A 19,269-nucleotide genomic window follows, 5' to 3' on the forward strand; every position below is an offset into this window, starting at 1 on the left:
CACCGATCGCCTCGGGATGGCCGGCCCGCGCGCCCGGTCGGGCGCGCGGGGCCCGGCGATCGGACCGGCCGTGCCGGATCAGACTCCGGCGCCGAGCGCCGCGTTGACGCGCTGCGGGTCGCCGCACACGATGAGCAGCGTCCCGGCGCGGGCCAGGGCGAGCGGCAGTGCGCGGGCCGCCGAGTCCTCGGCCCCGTCGCCGTTGACGGCGACGACGACCACCGGGCGGGCCGAGGCCCGCTCGACCGAGGCCGCGGCGGCGTAGAAGACGTCGTCCCGGGCGTCGTGCTGGGCCCAGTAGGCGTCCTCGCCGAAGGACAGCTCGTGCGCCGCCCACGGGTGCTGCTCACCGGTGGTGAGGACCAGGATGTCGCCCGGCGCTCGGCCGGTGTCGAGCAGCAGGTCCACCGCCTCGCCCGCGGCGTCGAGCGCGCCGTCGGCGGGGGCCGGGATCAGCTGGATCTGCGGACCGGACGGGCTCGGCGGCCCGGACGGCGGGGTCGGCGCGGCGGAGGTGTGCGAGCGCTGCGCGGGGGGCGTGGGCCGGGCCGGGCCGGGGCCCGGACGTCCGGGACGCGGTGCGGCCGCGGTACGCGGGCCGGGTACGGGGCGAGGGGTCTGCGCGGTGCGGCCGGCGGCCGGGGTGACGCGGGGACCCTGGGCACTCTCGTGAATCTGAGGCTCCTCGGGGATGAGAGGCATGAGTGGATGTCTATCAAATGCCGGTGAAGGCGTCACCGGCGGGTGGGCACAAAGGTGCGATCGTGGCGGAGTCTCCCCGCAACTGGGCGGGAAAGTCCAGGGATTTCAGGACGCGAGAGGGGACTTTCGCGCGTCCGGGAAACGGACCGAAAGGCTCCGCGAACGGGGCCGCACCCTGCGGACAACGGACCGCGAACCCAGGGGTCCCCGCCCGTCCTCCGGGTCAGAAGTCGAAGCCGAGCTGTCCCCCGCTTTCGAGTGCGGCCGCCTCAGCGGACAGCCGCGCCTTCTTCAAATGCCGCCACCGGGGCAGCGCGTCCAGATACGACCACGACAGCCGGTGGTAGGGGGTGGGGCCCTGCTCTTCGAGGGCCGCCTTGTGGACGGGCGAGGGGTACCCGGCGTTCTCGGCGAAGCCGAATCCCGCGTACTCCCCCTGGGCGCCCGTCAGTTCGGCCATCATCGCGTCCCGGCGCACCTTGGCGATCACCGAGGCGGCCGAGACCGCGATGCAGGACTGGTCGCCCTTGATCACCGTACGGACCTGCCAGGGCAGGCCGAGATAGTTGTGCTTGCCGTCGAGGATCACCGCGTCCGGCCGCACCGGCAGCCCCTCCAGGGCGCGCACGGCGGCGAGCCGCAGGGCGGCGGTCATCCCGAGCTCGTCGATCTCCTCGGGCGAGGCGTCACCGAGCGCGTATGCGGTGACCCAGCCCTCCAGGACCGCGGCCAGCTCGGTGCGGCGCTTGGGGCTGATCAGCTTGGAGTCGGTGAGCCCGAGCGGCGGGCGGCGCAGTCCGGTGACGGCCGCGCAGACCGTGACGGGACCGGCCCACGCCCCGCGTCCGACTTCGTCGACACCGGCGACGATCTTGGCGCCGGTGGTGGCGCGAATCGAGCGCTCGACGCTGTGGGTGGGTGGTTCGTACGGCATGGCGCCTGCAAGGTTACGCCGCCGGGGGCCGCCCGCGACACCCAGGTCGCCCCGGACCGTCCGCAAGCGGCTCCCAGGCGGCGCTCAGGGCGCTCCCAGGAAGCGCTCGGGCCGAGCCCGGGCCGAGCTCGGCGCGCGCGGGCCGCCCGTCAGCCCGTGCCGGCCGGGACCCAGTCCGGCAGGGCCTCGGTGCGCTCCAGCCAGGTGGCCGGGGGCGCTCCCGCGGGAGCCGCCGCGACGACTCCGCCGACGATCGCGCAGGTCGTGTCGACGTCGCCGCCGACCTGCGCCGTAGTCCAGAACGCCCGCTCGTAGTCGCCGAGTCCGCGCGCCGCCGACCAGAGCGCGAACGGCACGGTGTCGTGCGCGCTGGTGCGCCGGCCGGAGCCGAGCACCGCGGCCACCGTCGCCGCGTCGTCGTAGTCGAGCATGTCGCGCGCCCGCCGCAGCCCCGCGCCCACCGCGCTGCGCGGCACGAGCGCGATCACCGCGTCGAGGAGATCACCCGGCGCGGGAGGACCCGCGGGGGCCGCGGCCAGGGCGGCCGCAGCCGCGACCGCCATCGCTCCGACGACCGCCTCACGGTGCTGGTGGGTGGTGTACGAGGAGATCTCGGCCTGGTGCGTGGCCTGTTCGGGGTCGTCCGCGTACCAGGCGCCGAGCGGCGCGATCCGCATGGCGGAGCCGTTGCCCCAGGAGCCCTGGCCCTTGAACAGGGCGGAGGCCAGGGTCCGCCAGTCGCCGCCCTCGCGGACCAGGCGCAGCATCCGGTTGACCGCCGGGCCGTAGCCGCGGTCGAAGTCGTGGTGGTGGGCGAAGGACAGCGCGAGCGCGTCCTGGTCGATCCGGCCGTGCGAGGCGAGCACGGCGAGCACCGAGCAGGCCATCTCGGTGTCGTCGGTCCACTGCCAGGGGCCTTCGGGCAGTTCCCGGCGCTTGAGGAGGGGGTAGTGGGCGGGGACGAAGAACTGGGAACCCAGTGCGTCCCCGACGGACAGGCCGCGCAGGCTGTCCAGGGCGCGTACGAAGCGCGTGTCGAGTGATTCTGTGGAGGAGTCAGCGGTCATCGCGCAGCCACTCTATCCGGTGATCCCGTACGGCTCGGGGGCACGCCACCGCTGAAACGGCCGGTCGAGCGAGTACCGCCCGTCCGGTCCGAGCAGCAGCGTCCTGGTCTCGGCGTTGCCCGGATTGGACAGCGATTCGAAGTCGGCCACGCTCCAGTGGAACCAGCGCATGCAGAACAGCCTCATGGTGAGCCCGTGGGTCACCAGAAGCACGTTGGGCGGGTGGTCGGGCGCCTCGAAGCTGCGGTAGAGGCTCTCCAGGAACGCCCCGACCCGGTCGTAGACATCGGCGCCCGACTCGCCCTGGGCGAACCGGTAGAAGAAGTGGCCGTACGCGTCCCGGTAGGCCTTCTGCAGCTTGACGTCGTCGCGGTCCTGCCAGTTGCCCCAGTCCTGCTCGCGCAGCCTGGGCTCCTCGCGGACGCGCACCTGGGCGGGGTCTAGGCCGAAGGCGCGGAACGTCTCGTGGGTGCGCCGGTAGGGCGAGACGTAGACGCTGACGCCCTCGTCCCGGAACATCGCCCGCAGCCGCTGCCCCGTCGCCTCGGCCTGGCGCAGCCCGGCGTCGGTGAGCCGCAGCGCATGGTCGGGCTCGCGTTCGTACACGGTGTCGTCGGCATTGCCCTCCGACTCGCCATGCCGGACGAGGACGATGCGCCGTGGTCTTGCCATGACACAAACCCTAGATCGCCCGCGCCGGGATCGAGCACCTGTCCGGCCTCCATCCGGCGTAGACGCCGCCCGAAGCACCCCGGACCGCCCCATTCCGGGCGGCGGGGGGCCGGAGGCAGACCTGCCCCGGGGATCGCGCCGGCCCCGCGGCGGGGCCGGGTGTCAGACCGTCCAGTCCCCGTCGAGCTGCACGACGTCGCCGGTCAGGGCCGCGACGTCCGTCTCGGTCTCCGCGCGCAGGGACAGCCGCTCCACCCGGTCGGCCCGGTACTTGCCGCGCTCGGCGGCCGACCGCCACATGGAGAGCACCAGGAACTCATGGCCCGGCGCCTCGGCGAACACCCCGCGCAGCATGCCCGGAGAGCCCGCCATCGCCGGGTTCCAGACCCGCTGCTGCATCAGCGCGAAGTGCTCGACCCGGTCCTCGTGCACCGTGCAGTGCGCGACCCGCACCACGTCCGCGTCGGTGAAGCGCGGCTCGAAGCCGGTCTTCACGTCGAAGCGGTGGTCGAAGAGCCTGGTCTCGATGTCCTTGAACGTGCCGGACTGGGCGGCGGCGAGCCGGTCGTTCGCCCGCGCCATGAAGGAGTCGTAGAACGCCCGGCTCTCCCAGAAGCCGAAGACATGGGCCACTTCCGGCCGCCGCCGGCTCCAGCCGCCGCCCTGCCCCCGGAAACCGGGCTCGCCGAGCAGCCCCGCCCATTTCCGCTGTCCCCGCTCGAAACCGCGGCGGTCCACCACGGTGCAGCGACTCCACTTGACCAGCACCGCGCCATCGTACGGCGCACCACCGCACCCCCGTCAGGCTCCGGCGGACTATGTCCGCGGGAATATGCCGTGCGCCCCGAACCCCAGTCCACTACCGAACGCCAATACGGCCCGCCCGGTCGTCCAACCCTCCTGTCAACGCCCCCAGTTGTACGAGATCTTCCTAGTCCATCACGATATCGAAGACCACTGACAACACCCCCGCGAGCGCCGCCGCGGCCACCCGGCGGCGCTCTTCGGCGCCGTCCCCACGAACGGTGGTGAGCGCGTCGCGGGCCCGCGCCCGGCGCACCCCGGGCGCGGGCCGCCGCGCCACCACGTGGCCCACGGAGTGGGTGATGGGCGGCAGCGGCTCTTCATGTCCGGCGGCACGGGCCGGCCGGGGCTGCGCGCCGACCCGGCGTGGCGGTCCAACCCCCTTGATGCGGTGGCCACTTCGCCCCGCAGGACGTACGGAGCGTGACAGCATGGAGGGGCGCGGGGGCGACGGACCTGGGGAGGGCGTGGGCATGAGCGGTATCGGCAAGGGGCTCGGCACGGTCGAGGTGGCGCTGCGATGGGACCCGAGCCCGCTCGGCTCCCCGGCCCACGACCTGGATCTGGTGGCGGCGGTCTACACGGCGGCGGCGCCCCACGGGCCGGCCGCCTACTCGGTGTACTTCGACCGGCGCTCCCCCGAGGGCACGATCTCCCTCGACCGGGACAGCCGTACGGGCCAGGGCCTCGGCTACGACGAGGTCATGACCGTGGATCTGGGCCGCATGCCCGAGGGGCACTCGCGCGTCGTGGTCGGCGTGGTCATCCAGCAGGCCGCCGGGCCTCTCGTCTTCGGCGACGTGGCCGATCCCGGCGTCCGCATCCGCGAGGGCTACACCGAGCTGTCCCGGCACGGCTTCGAGGAGCTCGCCGGGGCGCGGGCGGCGACGGTCGCGGAGTTCGTCCGGGGTGCCTCGGGCGCGTGGGAGTTCCATGCGGACGTCCGCGGATTCACCCTTGACCCGGACGCCTACATCGCCGCTATGGGCGCATCACCCGCCTGAGTCCTTGTCCGCAGCACACAGCTGCCGGCCCGCAGCTGACGGCGCACGACGGACAGCACCCGACGGAAACGGACTGGGGGGACCGGCGTGTGCCGGTCCCCCCAGGACGCTGTGCTCAGGTCAGCGCGGTGCGCTCACCCATAGGTGCCGACGCGGTGTCAGCTGCAACCGCTGGTCGAGCCGCAGCCCTCGCAGATGTAGCAGGAGCCGGCCCGCTGCATCTTCGTGCCGCAGGAGAAGCAGAGCGGTGCGTCGGCGCTGACGCCGAGCTGCATCTCCGCCAGTTCGGCCGAGTTGTGCGCGACCTTGGGGGCCGCGGTCTCGACGGCCTTCGGAGCCGCCACGGCCTTCAGCGGTTCGGTCTGGCGCGGGGCGGACTGGGCCAGGCTCTCGACGTCCAGCTCGTCGTCGCCCAGGGCCGGCTCGTAGGAGCCGGTGTCCAGGTGGCGCTGGCGCTCCTCGGCGGAGTGGATGCCGAGCGCCGAGCGGGTCTCGAACGGCAGGAAGTCCAGCGCCAGGCGGCGGAAGATGTAGTCGACGATCGACTGCGCCATCCGGACGTCCGGGTCGTCCGTCATGCCGGCCGGCTCGAAGCGCATGTTGGTGAACTTCGAGACGTACGTCTCCAGCGGCACGCCGTACTGAAGACCCACGGAGACGGCGATGGAGAAGGCGTCCATCATGCCCGCGAGGGTGGAACCCTGCTTGGACATCTTCAGGAAGACCTCGCCCAGACCGTCGTCCGGGTAGGAGTTGGCGGTCATGTAGCCCTCGGCGCCACCGACCGTGAACGAGGTGGTGATCCCCGGGCGGCCCTTGGGCAGGCGCTTGCGGACCGGGCGGTACTCGACGACCTTCTCGACCGCGGTGCGGATGGTGTCCTCGGCCTTGGCGGTGACCGCCTCCTTCTCCTTCTCCTTGGTCTTGGCGGAGAGGGGCTGGCCGACCTTGCAGTTGTCGCGGTAGATGGCGAGCGCCTTGACGCCCATCTTCCACGCCTCGAAGTAGACCTCCTCGACGTCCTCGACGGTCGCCGTCTCCGGCAGGTTGACCGTCTTGGACAGGGCGCCCGAGATCCACGGCTGGATGGCCGCCATCATGCGGACGTGGCCCATGGCGGAGATGGAACGCTCACCCATGGCGCAGTCGAAGACCTCGTAGTGCTCGGTCTTCAGGCCGGGGGCGTCGATGACGTTCCCGTTCTCGGCGATGTGGGCGACGATCGCCTCGATCGCCTCCTCCTGGTAGCCGAGGCGGCGCAGCGCCTGCGGCACCGTGCCGTTGACGATCTGCATCGAGCCGCCGCCGACCAGCTTCTTGAACTTGACCAGCGCGAGGTCGGGCTCCAGGCCGGTGGTGTCGCACGACATGGCGAGACCGATGGTGCCGGTGGGCGCGATGACCGAGGCCTGCGCGTTGCGGAAACCGTTCTTCGCGCCGAGCCGGATCACGTCCTGCCAGGCCTCCGTGGCGGCGGCCCAGATCGGGTTGTCCAGGTCGTCGACGTGCACGGCCGCGGCGTTGGCGTCGGCGTGCTGCTTCATGACGCGCTGGTGCGGCTCGGCGTTGCGGGCGTAACCGTCGTACGCGCCGACGACCGCGGCGAGCTCGGCGGAGCGCTTGTAGGAGGTGCCGGTCATCAGGGAGGTGATGGCACCGGCGAGCGCGCGGCCGCCGTCGGAGTCGTACGCGTGACCCGTGGCCATCAGCAGGGCGCCGAGGTTGGCGTAGCCGATGCCCAGCTGGCGGTAGGCGCGGGTGTTCTCGCCGATCTTCTGCGTCGGGAAGTCCGCGAAGCAGATGGAGATGTCCATCGCGGTGATGACCAGCTCGACGACCTTGGCGAAGCGCTCGACCTCGAAGGACTGGTGGCCCAGGCCGTCGTCCTTGAGGAACTTCATCAGGTTCAGGGACGCGAGGTTGCAGGACGTGTTGTCCAGGTGCATGTACTCGCTGCACGGGTTCGAGCCGTTGATGCGGCCGGACTCCGGGCAGGTGTGCCAGTGGTTGATGGTGTCGTCGTACTGGATGCCGGGGTCGGCGCAGGCCCAGGCCGCCTCGGCCATCTTGCGGAAGAGCGACTTGGCGTCGACCTCCTCGATGACGTCACCGGTCATGCGGGAGGTCAGACCGAACTTCCCGCCCTGCTCGACCGCCTTCATGAAGGTGTCGTTCACACGGACCGAGTTGTTCGCGTTCTGGTACTGGACGGACGTGATGTCGTCGCCGCCCAGGTCCATGTCGAAGCCCGCGTCACGCAGCGCGCGGATCTTCTCCTCTTCCTTCACCTTGGTCTCGATGAAGTTCTCGATGTCGGGGTGGTCGACGTCGAGGATGACCATCTTGGCCGCGCGGCGGGTGGCGCCGCCCGACTTGATGGTGCCGGCCGAGGCGTCGGCGCCGCGCATGAAGGAGACGGGGCCCGAGGCGTTGCCGCCGGAGGACAGCAGTTCCTTGGAGGAGCGGATGCGGGAGAGGTTCAGGCCGGCGCCGGAGCCGCCCTTGAAGATCATGCCCTCTTCCTTGTACCAGTCGAGGATCGACTCCATGGAGTCGTCGACGGCCAGGATGAAGCAGGCCGAGACCTGCTGCGGCTGGGGCGTGCCGACGTTGAACCACACCGGCGAGTTGAAGCTGAAGATCTGGTGCAGGAGGGCGTACGCCAGCTCGTGCTCGAAGATCTCGGCGTCGGCGGGCGAGGCGAAGTACCCGTAGTCCTCGCCGGCCTTCGTGTAGGTCTTGACGATCCGGTCGATGAGCTGCTTGAGACCGGTCTCGCGCTGCGGGGTGCCGACGGCCCCGCGGAAGTACTTGCTGGTGACGATGTTGACCGCGTTCACCGACCAGAAGTCGGGGAACTCGACGCCACGCTGCTCGAAGTTGACCGAGCCGTCGCGCCAGTTGGTCATGACGACGTCACGGCGCTCCCAGGACACCTCGTCGTACGGATGCACGCCGGGGGTGGTGTGGATGCGCTCGATACGCAGACCCTTGGTGGCCTTGGATCCCTTGGCTCGGGAACCTCGTGCCGGGCCGCTCGCCGTCTCTGTCATTGCCGCCTCCCATACGCGGGCAAAAACGCCCAAAAGTGCCTGAATGTTCCCAAGGCACGGTGCTTGTCTGTTGCCACGGGCGCAGCCGAAACGCACCCCTGGCAGGTCCTGGATTGCCGCCGATCGGCGACCGCGGGCCCGCGGGCCCCCCGGTCAGTCGGCAGCGGTGGCGGGCACGGGGACCTCGGGGGTCGCGCCGGCCACGCACTCGTCGGGTTGGTCCCCGGTGGGCTGCCGCTCGCGGAGTTCCACGATGGCCGCCTCGAAGTCGTCGAGGGTGTCGAACGCCCGGTACACGGACGCGAAGCGCAGGTACGCGACGAGGTCGAGCTCCTGCAAGGGGCCGAGTATGGCCAGACCCACGTCATGGGTGGTCAGCTCGGCACTTCCGGTGGCGCGCAGCGCCTCCTCGACCCGCTGGCCGAGCTTGGCGAGGGCGTCCTCGGTGACCGGCCGTCCCTGGCACGCCTTGCGGACGCCGGAGATGACCTTGGTACGACTGAAGGGCTCGGTCACGCCGGAGCGCTTGATGACCATCAGCGAGGCCGTCTCCACCGTCGTGAAGCGACGGGAGCAGTCGGGGCACTGGCGGCGCCGGCGGATCGACGTGCCGTCGTCGGTCGTACGACTGTCGACGACACGGCTGTCGGGGTGCCTGCAGAAGGGGCAGTGCATGGTTCCCAACCCTCCTTCACAGCACGACTGAATAGCCTCACCAGGCCCGGAAATCCGCCCGCGAAGCGACCACCAGCATAGGTGATGACCACGGCCCTGAAGGACCAGGACCACAACTTCTGGGTGGCTGCACCAATCCAACCACTAGATCTAGGGTTTTGCCGCTTATCCGGCCCTACCGCGTGTCGTGCGCCCCGACCTCGGCCACGACCCCGATCCGCCGATTTCCGGCCGTCGAGGACCCTACGGGAAGCGCGTCGCAGTGCCGGATCGCGGGGTGCCGGATGACAGACTGTGCCGCGGCACGCCGTCGTCGCACGCGACACGCGGCGGCCGCCGGAACGGTCCCCTGGAGGCAGGTCGCCAAGCGTCCGCCTCAGCGGTGAAGGGTACCGTAATGGACCGAATTGCCGTTCGACGGGCCCCTCGTCAGGACTCGCACATACACCCACCCCCAGGGCCGCGTAGCGCGTTCTGCGATTTTTCACTCGAACGTGTGTTTGGCGCAACCTTTCGAAAGCTACTACCGTTGTCCAGCTAGGGAGACCAATTCGAGAGGGGCCGACGTGACCACCACCGCAGACAGTGCCACCATCACTGCCCAGGACCGCTCCCAGACCCGACTTGAGCCGGTGCATGCCATGAACGACGCAGTCACGAACCAGGGGGCGGACGCCACAAGGCCCGCCCGCTCCCTGCCAGGCCGGCCCCCAGGAATCAGGGCGGACAGCTCGGGCCTCACCGACCGGCAACGACGGGTCATCGAGGTCATCCGGGACTCCGTGCAGCGCCGTGGCTACCCGCCGTCGATGCGGGAGATCGGTCAGGCGGTCGGCCTCTCCAGCACCTCGTCCGTCGCCCACCAGCTGATGGCCCTGGAGCGCAAGGGCTTCCTGCGCCGCGACCCGCACCGGCCGCGCGCCTACGAGGTCCGCGGCTCCGACCAGCCCAGCAGCCAGCCCACCGACACCGCGGGCAAGCCGGCCGCCTCCTATGTGCCGCTGGTCGGCCGGATCGCCGCCGGTGGCCCGATCCTCGCCGAGGAGTCGGTCGAGGACGTCTTCCCGCTCCCCCGCCAGCTCGTCGGCGACGGCGAACTGTTCGTCCTGAAGGTCGTCGGCGACTCGATGATCGAAGCCGCGATCTGCGACGGCGACTGGGTCACGGTCCGCCGTCAGCCCGTCGCCGAGAACGGCGACATCGTCGCCGCAATGCTCGACGGCGAGGCCACCGTCAAGCGCTTCAAGCGCGAGGACAACCACATCTGGCTGCTCCCGCACAACGCCGCCTACCAGCCGATCCCCGGCGACGAAGCGACCATCCTGGGCAAGGTCGTGGCGGTGCTCCGGCGGGTCTGACCCCTCCGCCGGCTCTGAACCGGGCCCCGGGACCTCCTGCGCCGGTCCCGGGGCCCTGCCATACCTGCCTGCGGTGCTGCCCCGCCACGGGGGCGGGGCAGCACCGCAGGCACTCGGCCCCGCTGGGCGCCGCCCCGCGCGTCACTGCCCGCCCGTCACTGCCCGCCGCCCGTCGCCGCCCCGCGCGGAGCCCCGGCTACTTGCCCTCGGCCTTGGCCGCCGCGTCGATGGCCGCGAGCGAGCGGCGCGCCTGATTGCGGTCCGTGGTGTACCAGAAGTCGGGCAGCGAGGCCCGCAGATAGCTGCCGTAACGGGCGTTGGCCAGGCGCGGATCGAGCACCGCGACCACCCCCCGGTCCCCGGTCGCCCGGACCAGACGGCCGGCTCCCTGGGCCATGAGCAGCGCGGCATGGGTGGCCGCCACCGCCATGAACCCGTTGCCGCCGCCCTCCTCGACCGCCTTCTGGCGGGCACTCATCAAAGGGTCGTCGGGCCGCGGGAACGGAATGCGGTCCATCACCACCAGCTGACAGCTCGGCCCCGGCACATCGACGCCCTGCCACAGCGACAGCGTGCCGAACAGACAGGTCGCCGGATCGGCGGCGAACGACTTGATCAGCTCGCCCAGCGTCTCCTCGCCCTGCAACAGGATGGGCTGGTCGAGGCGGCCCCGCAGCTCCTCGGCGGCGGCCTGGGCGGCCCGCATCGAGGAGAACAGACCCAGCGTGCGGCCACCGGCCGCCTCCACCAGCTCGGCCAGCTCGTCCATCATGTCGCCGCGCGAACCCTCCCGGCCCGGTGTGGCCAGGTGCTTCGCGACGTACAGGATGCCCTGCTTCGGGTAGTCGAACGGCGAGCCGACGTCCAGGCCCTTCCACCGCGGGACGTCCTCACCCTCGGTGCCCTCCGGGGACAGACCGAGGGAGGCGCCCACCCCGTTGAAATCGCCGCCGAGCTTGAGCGTGGCCGAGGTCAGCACGACCGAGCGGTCCGCGAACAGCTTCTCCCTGAGCAGACCCGACACCGACAGCGGGGCGACCCGCAGCGAGGCGCCGAAGCGGTCGTGGCGCTCGTACCAGACGACATCCCACTCGGAGCCGTTGGTGATGCGCTCCGCCACGGAGTGCACCGTCTCCAGCATGGCGAGGGCCTGTTTGCGCACGGCGTCCTCGTCCTGAACGGACTTGTCGCGGGTGCCGCCGAGCGCCGAGACCACCTCGCGGGCGGCGTCACGCAGCGCCATCAGCGCATAGCCGAGGTCCTCCGGGACCTCCTCCAGGCGGCCGGGCAGGGCCAGCTCCATGACCCGCTCGAAGCCCTCGGCAGCCGTCTGGAGCCCATCGGCCACCTTCTCGTTGACGAGCTTGGCGCTGCGCCGCACCGCCCGGTTGACCTGGCCGGGGGTGAGCTCGCCGGTGGCCACGCCGGTGACCCGGGAGACCAGCTCGTGCGCCTCGTCGACGATGAGCACCTCGTGCTGCGGCAGCACCGGGGCGCCCTCGATCGCGTCGATGGCGAGCAGCGCGTGGTTGGTGACGACGACATCGGCGAGCTTGGCGCTCTCTCGGGCCAGCTCCGCGAAGCACTCCGCCCCGTAGGCGCACTTCGTGGCGCCCAGGCACTCGCGCGAGGACACCGAGGCCTGGCTCCACGCCTTGTCCGAGACGCCCGGCGTCAGATCGTCCCGGTCGCCGGTCTCCGTCTCGTCCGCCCAGTCCCGCATCCTGAGGAGGTCCTGGCCCAGCTTGCTGGTGGGCGCGGCCGCCTCGAACTGGTCGAAGAGCCCCTCCTCCTCGTCCTGCGGCGCGCCCTCGTGCAGGCGGTGCAGACACAGGTAGTTGGAGCGGCCCTTCAGCATGGCGAACTGCGGGCGGCGGCGCAGCAGCGGATGCAGCGCGTCCACCGTGCGCGGCAGGTCGCGCTCCACGAGCTGGCGCTGGAGCGCGAGCGTCGCCGTCGCGATCACGACGCGCTCGCCGTGCGCCAGGGCCGGCACCAGGTAGCCGAGGGACTTTCCGGTGCCCGTCCCGGCCTGGACCAGCAGGTGGGAGCTGTCGTCGACCGCGTCGGCGACAGCCGTGGCCATGGTGACCTGGCCAGGCCGCTCCACGCCGCCGACGGCGGTGACGGCGGCGTGCAGGAGCTCGGGGAGTGAAGGCTTCGTCATAGCCGGACCAGCCTAAGGCTCGCCACTGACAATCCGATCACTCCGCAGGTGCGAGGGGGTTCGCCACGGTCCCGTGCACGGTGGCGTGCGGCCGCTCGGGCCGGTCCCGGTAGCCATCGGTGTGCAGCCGGTTCCGGTTCAGACAGAGCCGGTCGATCCGGGGCGTGAGCAGGTCGAACGTCTCGTAGCGCTCCTTCTCGTCGGGGAAGCGGGCCTGATGGCGCAGGATCTCCTCACGCACCAGCGCCCAGAACTCGGCCTCCGGAACACCCAGTTGGTCCTCGCACAGCGGGGCCAGGAACCGGAAGACGCCCACGAAGAGCCCCGAATGAATGAACTGGGTCAGGAAGGCGGGCTCCTCGGTGAGCAGGACCTCGCGGACGTCGTCGGGCATCGAGTCGTGCTCGGGCAGGTGCTCGGCGCTCACGTTGATGTCGTCGACGAAGTCCTTGATCGCCAGGCGTACGGGCACGTCCTGGTCGTCGAAGACGACGATGGCGTTCTCCCCGTGCGGCGAGAAGACCGTCCCGTACCGGTAGAGGAAGCGCAGCAGGGGCGGCAGCAGGGCGCCGAACAGGCGCCGCAGCCACACCGTGGGGGCGAGGCCCGAGCGGGCGACGAGTTCGGCCGTGAAGGAGCGGCCCTCGGGGTCGGTGTGCAGCAGCGCGGCCAGGGTGCGGGCCCGTTCCCCGGGTGCGAGCCGGGGCGGCAGCGGCTCGCGCCAGATCGCCCCCAGCAACTCCTTGTACTGGTAGGGGACTTCGGCCACCCGGTCGTACACCGGATGCTCCACCGCGACCGAGGCGACCTCGCCGAGCAGGATGACCCGGCACTCGTCCCGCAGGAAGGCGTCCCGCTCGCACAGGCCCTGCACCCAGGCCGTGACGGCGGGCGCGGCCACGGTGCGCTCGGTCGGCAAGCCGCGCCAGACCAGGGTGTTGAGGATGGACAACGGCAGTTTCACGGTGTGGCGCTCGGGCCGCGAGAGGTTGAGGAAGGTGCGGATGGACTGCTGCGGCAGGCGTACGTCGCCGTCGCTGGGCAGCGGAACGATCGCGTGGTCGGCGACGGCCGGGGCGAAGAGCGGAAGGATCATCTCCGTCCACTGCCAGGGGTGGATCGGCAGATAGAGGTACGCCGCCGGGTCGAGGCCCCGGGCCCGCAGGGCGGCGGCGAACGCCTCACGGACGGGGGCGTCGAGTTCGCGTGCGTAGAGCCGGTCCGGGGTCGCGAGCGAGGCGACGCCCCGGTAGCCGGCGAGGTCGGTGCGGACGGCGATCCAGGGCAGTGCGGCCGGAGTGCGGGCCTCCGGGCTCCAGCGCGCGGCGTCGTCGGCGGAGAAGCCGAGGCGTCCCTTGTTGAGTACGAGCCAGGGGTGGCCGGTCTGGTGGCCCTCCAGCTCCGCGTACCCGAGGTCCGCGAGGCGGGCCACGGGCAGCGCGGTGGACTGGAGCCGGGTGTCCGCGGCGAGGGTGGCGGTCAGTTCCCGCACGAGGTGGCCGAAGGTGGCGCCGTCGACGCCGAGGGTCCGGCGGGCGAGCGCGAGGAACCGGATGGGGTCCGTGAACGGCTCGGGGGCGGGGGGCGGGGGGTGATGGGCGGCCGCCGGGCCGGGCGCGTCGGCCGCGGTCCCGCCCGGGGCGACCGGCCCGTCCGGTACGGCCCCGTCGGCGCCCTCGGCCCCGCGGGCCCCCTCGGCCTTCTCCGTACGCCGGATCGAATGGGGGTCGACCTGCCAGCCGCCGTAGGCGCCGCGCCGGGCGAGGAAGGTCACGGTACTGCCGTCGTCCAGAGTGAACCCGTACTGACCTGCGCCTTCCCGGGCCGGGCCGGGATTGTCAGTGGCGGGTTCTACCGTGGGACGCACGATCTCCTCGTACGCGAAGGCGCCGATCATCTTCGCGAGGAGGAGGCGTCCCGCGCGGTCCCAGGCCTCGCGGTTCAGCTCGGGCGGGGCCAGCAGCCCGGGCGGGACCGGGGAGTCGGGGAGGCCGCGGGAGTCGGGGAGGCCGCGGGAGTCATGGGGGGAAGCAGGGTTCGGCACGAAGACTCCTCGGGGTGGGACCGATTCGGGGCTGGGGGTGTATGCGGAGCGGCGGGGCGTTCACAGCAGGTTCCTGAGCGCACGGTCGCGGACCATCAGGGCGGCTCGCTTGTCGGGCAGGTCGACTTCCGCGTGGAAGCGGAAGCCGGCGCTGAGGAACGCGGAGACGGAGGGGGTGTTGCGCAGATCGGGTTCGGCGATCACACGGGGGCACTGCGGTCGGTTGTCGAGGACCAGGTCGGCGACGGCCCTGAGCAGGGTGGTGCCGACGCCCCGGCCCCGGTCGGCGATGCCTCCGACGAGCAGATGGACACCGGTGTCGTGCGGGCGGGCCGGATAGTGCCGGGCCAGCGGGTCCAGGTCGGCCCGGTAGATCTCCCAGTAACTCATGGGAGTTCCGTCGAGCACACCGAGACAGGGCACGCTGCGGCCGTCGCCGTCCAGTTGGTCGCGCAGATGGGCGGCGGTGACGGATTCGGGTCCCGCCAGCTCCCAGAAGGCGGCCACGGCGGGGTCGTTCATCCACTGGGCGAGGAGGGCGAGATCACGGTCGAGACATACAGGGAGGAGGCCGAACGAGCCGAGAGAGGTGGCGGCCGGGGCCCAGTCACCCGGTGAGCCGAGCAGGTCCCCCGGCGGGGCGGGGTGGGCCGGCGGAGGGGCGGCGACTGCCAGCCGGGGGGCGGCGCCGGGGAACCCCATGGCCGGTACGGGGCTCGGCCCGGCTTCGGTCGCCGCGCCCGGCGCGAGGCTCGGCCCTCCACATGGCACGGGGCTCGGACCGGTTGCCGATGCGAGGCCCGGGCCGGTGGCCGGCACGGAGCTCGGCCCGCCCTCCGGAACAGGGCCAGGACCGGCTGCCGGTACGGGGTTCGGACCGGCATCAGGTACGGAGCTCGGCCCGGCCTCCGGTACCCCGGGAGGGGGCGCGTCCGGATCACGCGGCTCGCCAGGCCCCGGGTACGCGCGCTGCCCGGAGTGCCCCGAGTGCTCGCCCTGCCCCGGGCGCCCGGAGTGTTCGGAGTTCTCCGGGTCGAGCAGGGCGACCAGTTCGTCGGGCAGCTCCAGGTCCAGGGTGTCGTCGGCCGCCTCCCCCGGTAGGGGGCCGGGGCCTGCGCCGGCGTCGGTGCTCGCATCGGTGGGGGGCACGGCGACGCTCCTCTCAGCAGTGGGTACGGGTCAAGTCCCTTGAGTGTGAAGGGGGTTGGTGATGGTGACGTAGACGGACTGGGTGTCGACCGGGCCGACGAGTTCGTCGAGGCCGTGCAGCCGGGTCAGCAGGTTGGCCTTGCAGCGCAGCGTCGCACTGTCGAGCAGTTGGGCGGGCAGGGGTGAGCCGAGGCCGGTGGTCTTGGTGAGGAACTGGCGCAGGGCGGCGAGCAGGACGCGTTCGTCGGCGAGGTGCTGGGCACCGAAGGCGCCGATGAGGCCGAGGACGTTGTTGATGCCGAGGTAGTAGGCGAAGCGTTCGTCGGTGACGGCGTCGGGCACGAACGTGTCGCTGGCCGCGCCGATGCCGGGGAGGCGGCGCTCCAGGGCGGCGCGGTGCGACTCGCGGAAGTAGTAGCCCTGGTTGTCGCGGTAGCGGCCGCCGACGGGCCAGCCGTCCGGGTCGAGCAGGACGAGGGTGTTCTGCTGGTGCGCCTCCAGGGCGATGCCCGCCGTGCCGTCCAGCCAGAGCAGCGGGCGTACGACCTGGTCGAGGTAGCGCAGGAACCACTCGGCGCTGACGGCGGTGGTGGGGCGGCCGGTGCGGGCGGCGAGGCGGCCCACGACGTCGGCGAGCCGCGAGTGCGTGGCGGCGCGGCCCGGCATGGGGCGCGGCGCGGTGAGGGCGGCGATGCAGACGGCATCGTCACCGGACGCGAAGGGGTTGTGGCGGACCACCACGTCGAGGCCCGGCAGGGGCTCGCCGTCGGGGGTGTCGACGGCGAGCCAGGCGGGGTCGCGGACGATGTCGAAGCAGGGGTGGGCGGCTTGCCACTCCTCGCCGAGGCCGGCCCGGAGCAGCCGGTGGACCTCCACACCCCGGTGGAGTTCCTTGCGGAGGTTCTCGCGGCGGGAGTTGGTGATGCGGACGCCGAGCGACAGCTTGAGCATGGCGTCGGCGCCGGGGCGGTGCACGGTGCGCACGGAGGAGGTGGGGTGCCAGTGCTCGCCGTGCGGCCCCAGGTCGTACAGGAGCCCGGCGTTCAGCAGGGCGGCGACGGCGGGGCGCTGGGTGACGTCGCGGGCCTGCCAGGGGTGCAGCGGCAACGGGACGGTTCCGGGCGGGAGTTGGAGGCCGTCGGCGAACCGGAGGGCCAGCTGCGCGGCACCGATGGTGCGGCCGCCCTCGGTCCAGGCGGAGTCGCAGGCGAGGACGGCGGGGTCGACCGCCAGCCAGTGCAGCGCGAAGGATCCGTACAGCTCGGGCGAGTAACGGCGTACTTCGGTGTCGGACAGGCCCTCGCGGCTCTTCGGGGTGGGGTGCAGGGGGTGGCCGAGCAGGAGGGACTGTTCGGCGGTGAGGAAGAGGTCGGCGCACTCGCGCGGGCCGGGGCGGGTGCGCCGGTCGGCGATGAACTGGGCGGTGCGGCGCACCGAGTCGGCGACGCGCCCCACCAGGTCGGCGCCCCCGCTCGGGCCGGCCTCGCGGCCGAGGAGGGCGGCGACGGTGACGGCGTCGGCGGGCGGGGCGTCGGCCGCGCCGCCGTGCAGGGCGGGCCGGGCGAACCGGTGCCAGCCGGTGGGTGACCAGTACCGCACGGGCACGAGGAGGGCGGTGCCGCTGGCGGGCAGCGCGATGCGCAGGAGCGGGCCGTCGGGTGCGGCCAGGTCGTTCTCGCGCACCCAGCAGCGCAGCAGGTTCTCGACGGCGGCCGCTTCGGCGGCGGCCTCCGGGTCGGCGGCGTCCAGCGGGTCCGGCTCGGACGGGCCGGTCAGTCGTTCGCCGTGGATCCCGGCCTTCTGGCGCGGCACCGTCGTCGACTCGGCGACGAACGGGCCGCGGTGGGCGCCGAGGGGGCCTTCGGCCTCGTGCGCGTCGGGTGCGGGGGTGCGATTCACGGCGGTCTTCCTCGGGTGTTCGTGGGGTGGTCCTGGGAGGTCGTGGGCTGGTCCGGGATCAGTGGGCAGGTCCGGGATCAGTGGGCCGGTCCGGTCCCGGCGCGGTGGTGCGCGCCGGGATCCGCGGCCCCCGGGTGCGGGGTGCGGGCGGCGGCGGCCAGCGCGTCGGCGAGGCGGTCGAGTACGGCCACGGCCTGTTCGTCGGTGAGGGTGAGCGGCGGAAGCAGCCGTACGACGCTGGAGTGCCGGCCGCCGAGTTCGACGATGAGCCCGCGGCGCAGACACTCCTGCTGGACGACGGCGGCGAGGGCGGGTGCGGGCGGCGGCGGGTTGCCGGAGCTGCGGTCCTCGCGCTCGGGGTCGACGAGCTCGACGCCGATCATCAGGCCCCGGCCCCGGACGTCGCCGATGCAGGGGTGGTCGGCGGCGAGGCCCTGCAACTGGCCGAGCATGCGCGCCCCGAGGACGGCCGCCCGCTCGGCGAGCCGGTGCTCACGGACGTACGCGAGCGTGGCCGCGCCCGCCGCCATGGCGAGCTGGTTGCCCCGGAACGTACCGGCGTGCGCGCCCGGCTTCCACACGTCGAGGCTGTCCCGGTACACGATCACGGCGAGCGGCAGCGAGCCGCCGATGGCCTTGGAAAGCACCATCACATCGGGCACGATCCCGCTGTGTTCGACGGCCCAGAAGGTGCCGGTGCGGCCGACGCCCGTCTGCACCTCGTCGGCGATCAGCGGGATGGAGCGGCGCTCGGTGATCTCCCGCATCCGGCGCAGCCACGCGTCGGGCGCCGGGTTCACACCGCCCTCCCCCTGCACCGGCTCGACGATCATCCCGGCCGGTGCGGGGACACCGCCCTTGGGGTCGTCAAGGAGGTTCTCGGTCCAGCGGGCGGCGGTCTCGGCCCCGCGCTCGCCGCCGATCCCGTACGGGCAGCGGTAGTTGTGCGGGTAGGGCAGCCGGGTCACCTGGACGTCGCGGGCGCCGCCGGAGACGGCGAGGGCGCCCGCGGTCATGCCGTGGTAGGCGCCGGTGAAGGCGAGCATGCCGGTGCGTCCGGTGGCGGTGCGCACGAGTTTCAGGGCGGCTTCCACGGCGTCCGTGCCGGCCGGTCCGCAGAACTGGATGCGTCCGTTCTCGGCGAGTTCGCGCGGCAGGGTGGCGAAGAGCTCGGTGGTGAAGGCGTCCTTGACCGGCGTCGCGAGGTCGAGGACGTGCAGCGGCGCCCCCGAATCGAGGACCTTGCGGATCGCTTCGAGCACCACCGGGTGATTGTGGCCGAGCGCCAGCGTTCCCGCGCCCGAGAGGCAGTCGAGATAGCGCCGCCCGTCCGCGCCCTCGATGGTCAGCCCGCGTGCCCGCACGGGCACGATGGGCAGCGACCGCGCATAGGTGCGGGCCGCCGACTCCCGCAGGGACTGCCGGCGCAGGATTCCCTCGTGGGCGCCGGGCGGCGCCGTCATTGCTGGTTCGGTGACGGCCACGACTGCTGGTCCTCCCGCTGTGACGGTTCCGTGTCGCGTCCGTTGCCCGGCTCGTACGCCCGCGCTGAACGCTGTCCTGATGTCCCCCGTACGTACCAACGACGCCGACACCGCCGGATCACGGGCCGCCGGCAAGTTCCTTGCACCGAAGCAAGGTTCGCCTTACCGGAACGGCCGGGCGGTTCGCACGCCGCACGGCAGGGCCGCGGGCACGGAACCGCGGCCCTGCCGACGGCCGTCCCCACCGGCACCGGCAT

Annotated in this window: 15 protein-coding genes; 2 read left to right on the forward strand and 13 right to left on the reverse strand. The window is 72.4% G+C overall.

Annotated features, from left to right (window positions below):
- Positions 1 to 78: 78 nt before the first annotated feature.
- From ACFYNP_RS21630 to ACFYNP_RS21655, 6 genes are all read right to left on the reverse strand, one after another.
- Entirely contained in the window at positions 79 to 702 is a 624-nt protein-coding gene (locus tag ACFYNP_RS21630) for a hypothetical protein (protein WP_388420060.1), read from the reverse strand.
- A gap of 223 nt (positions 703 to 925) precedes the next feature.
- Complete coding sequence (locus tag ACFYNP_RS21635; RefSeq protein WP_388420062.1) at positions 926 to 1,636, reverse strand: ribonuclease HII; 711 nt, start codon at positions 1,634 to 1,636, stop codon at positions 926 to 928.
- 149 nt (positions 1,637 to 1,785) lie between these two features.
- Positions 1,786 to 2,703: an ADP-ribosylglycohydrolase family protein gene (locus ACFYNP_RS21640; protein WP_388420063.1), complete on the reverse strand. Its 918-nt coding sequence runs from the start codon at positions 2,701 to 2,703 to the stop codon at positions 1,786 to 1,788.
- 12 nt (positions 2,704 to 2,715) lie between these two features.
- Positions 2,716 to 3,375 carry a histidine phosphatase family protein gene (locus ACFYNP_RS21645; RefSeq protein WP_388420065.1) on the reverse strand — a complete coding sequence of 220 codons (660 nt, stop codon included), beginning with the start codon at positions 3,373 to 3,375 and terminating at the stop codon, positions 2,716 to 2,718.
- 162 nt (positions 3,376 to 3,537) lie between these two features.
- Complete coding sequence (locus tag ACFYNP_RS21650; protein ID WP_388787320.1) at positions 3,538 to 4,143, reverse strand: YdbC family protein; 606 nt, start codon at positions 4,141 to 4,143, stop codon at positions 3,538 to 3,540.
- A gap of 163 nt (positions 4,144 to 4,306) precedes the next feature.
- A complete protein-coding gene (locus ACFYNP_RS21655) occupies positions 4,307 to 4,471 on the reverse strand; it encodes a hypothetical protein (protein WP_388787323.1) in 165 nt (54 codons plus the stop codon).
- Positions 4,472 to 4,652: 181 nt separating this feature from the next.
- On the opposite strand from ACFYNP_RS21655, the gene ACFYNP_RS21660 reads away from it, so the two are divergent.
- The gene (locus tag ACFYNP_RS21660; protein WP_388787326.1) at positions 4,653 to 5,183 is read left to right on the forward strand and encodes a TerD family protein; all 531 of its coding nucleotides are present in this window, start codon (positions 4,653 to 4,655) and stop codon (positions 5,181 to 5,183) included.
- Positions 5,184 to 5,341: 158 nt separating this feature from the next.
- On the opposite strand, the gene ACFYNP_RS21665 is transcribed toward ACFYNP_RS21660, so the two are convergent.
- The gene (locus ACFYNP_RS21665; RefSeq protein ID WP_388420071.1) at positions 5,342 to 8,236 is read right to left on the reverse strand and encodes a vitamin B12-dependent ribonucleotide reductase; all 2,895 of its coding nucleotides are present in this window, start codon (positions 8,234 to 8,236) and stop codon (positions 5,342 to 5,344) included.
- A gap of 153 nt (positions 8,237 to 8,389) precedes the next feature.
- Complete coding sequence (gene nrdR / locus ACFYNP_RS21670; protein ID WP_388420073.1) at positions 8,390 to 8,911, reverse strand: transcriptional regulator NrdR; 522 nt, start codon at positions 8,909 to 8,911, stop codon at positions 8,390 to 8,392.
- Positions 8,912 to 9,477: 566 nt separating this feature from the next.
- Between nrdR and lexA the strand changes: the two genes are divergently transcribed.
- Positions 9,478 to 10,269 carry a transcriptional repressor LexA gene (gene lexA / locus ACFYNP_RS21675; RefSeq protein WP_100575869.1) on the forward strand — a complete coding sequence of 264 codons (792 nt, stop codon included), beginning with the start codon at positions 9,478 to 9,480 and terminating at the stop codon, positions 10,267 to 10,269.
- A gap of 196 nt (positions 10,270 to 10,465) precedes the next feature.
- Here lexA and ACFYNP_RS21680 read toward each other — a convergent pair whose 3' ends face one another.
- The 5 genes from ACFYNP_RS21680 to ACFYNP_RS21700 all read right to left on the reverse strand — a co-directional run bounded on the left by ACFYNP_RS21680 (position 10,466) and on the right by ACFYNP_RS21700 (position 19,012).
- Positions 10,466 to 12,436, reverse strand: coding sequence for an ATP-dependent DNA helicase (locus ACFYNP_RS21680; RefSeq protein ID WP_388787329.1), 1,971 nt, complete (start codon positions 12,434 to 12,436; stop codon positions 10,466 to 10,468).
- 37 nt (positions 12,437 to 12,473) lie between these two features.
- Positions 12,474 to 14,480 carry an IucA/IucC family protein gene (locus tag ACFYNP_RS21685; protein ID WP_388787331.1) on the reverse strand — a complete coding sequence of 669 codons (2,007 nt, stop codon included), beginning with the start codon at positions 14,478 to 14,480 and terminating at the stop codon, positions 12,474 to 12,476.
- Between the two features lie 60 nt (positions 14,481 to 14,540).
- On the reverse strand, positions 14,541 to 15,182 hold the full coding sequence (locus tag ACFYNP_RS21690) for a GNAT family N-acetyltransferase (RefSeq protein ID WP_388787333.1): 642 nt from the start codon (positions 15,180 to 15,182) through the stop codon (positions 14,541 to 14,543).
- Positions 15,183 to 15,659: 477 nt separating this feature from the next.
- The gene (locus tag ACFYNP_RS21695) at positions 15,660 to 17,528 is read right to left on the reverse strand and encodes an IucA/IucC family protein (protein WP_388787335.1); all 1,869 of its coding nucleotides are present in this window, start codon (positions 17,526 to 17,528) and stop codon (positions 15,660 to 15,662) included.
- A gap of 77 nt (positions 17,529 to 17,605) precedes the next feature.
- Complete coding sequence (locus tag ACFYNP_RS21700; RefSeq protein WP_388787338.1) at positions 17,606 to 19,012, reverse strand: diaminobutyrate--2-oxoglutarate transaminase family protein; 1,407 nt, start codon at positions 19,010 to 19,012, stop codon at positions 17,606 to 17,608.
- Positions 19,013 to 19,269 lie beyond the last annotated feature (257 nt).

Source organism: Streptomyces sp. NPDC006691, from assembly GCF_042869955.1.
Lineage (GTDB): Bacteria > Actinomycetota > Actinomycetes > Streptomycetales > Streptomycetaceae > Streptomyces.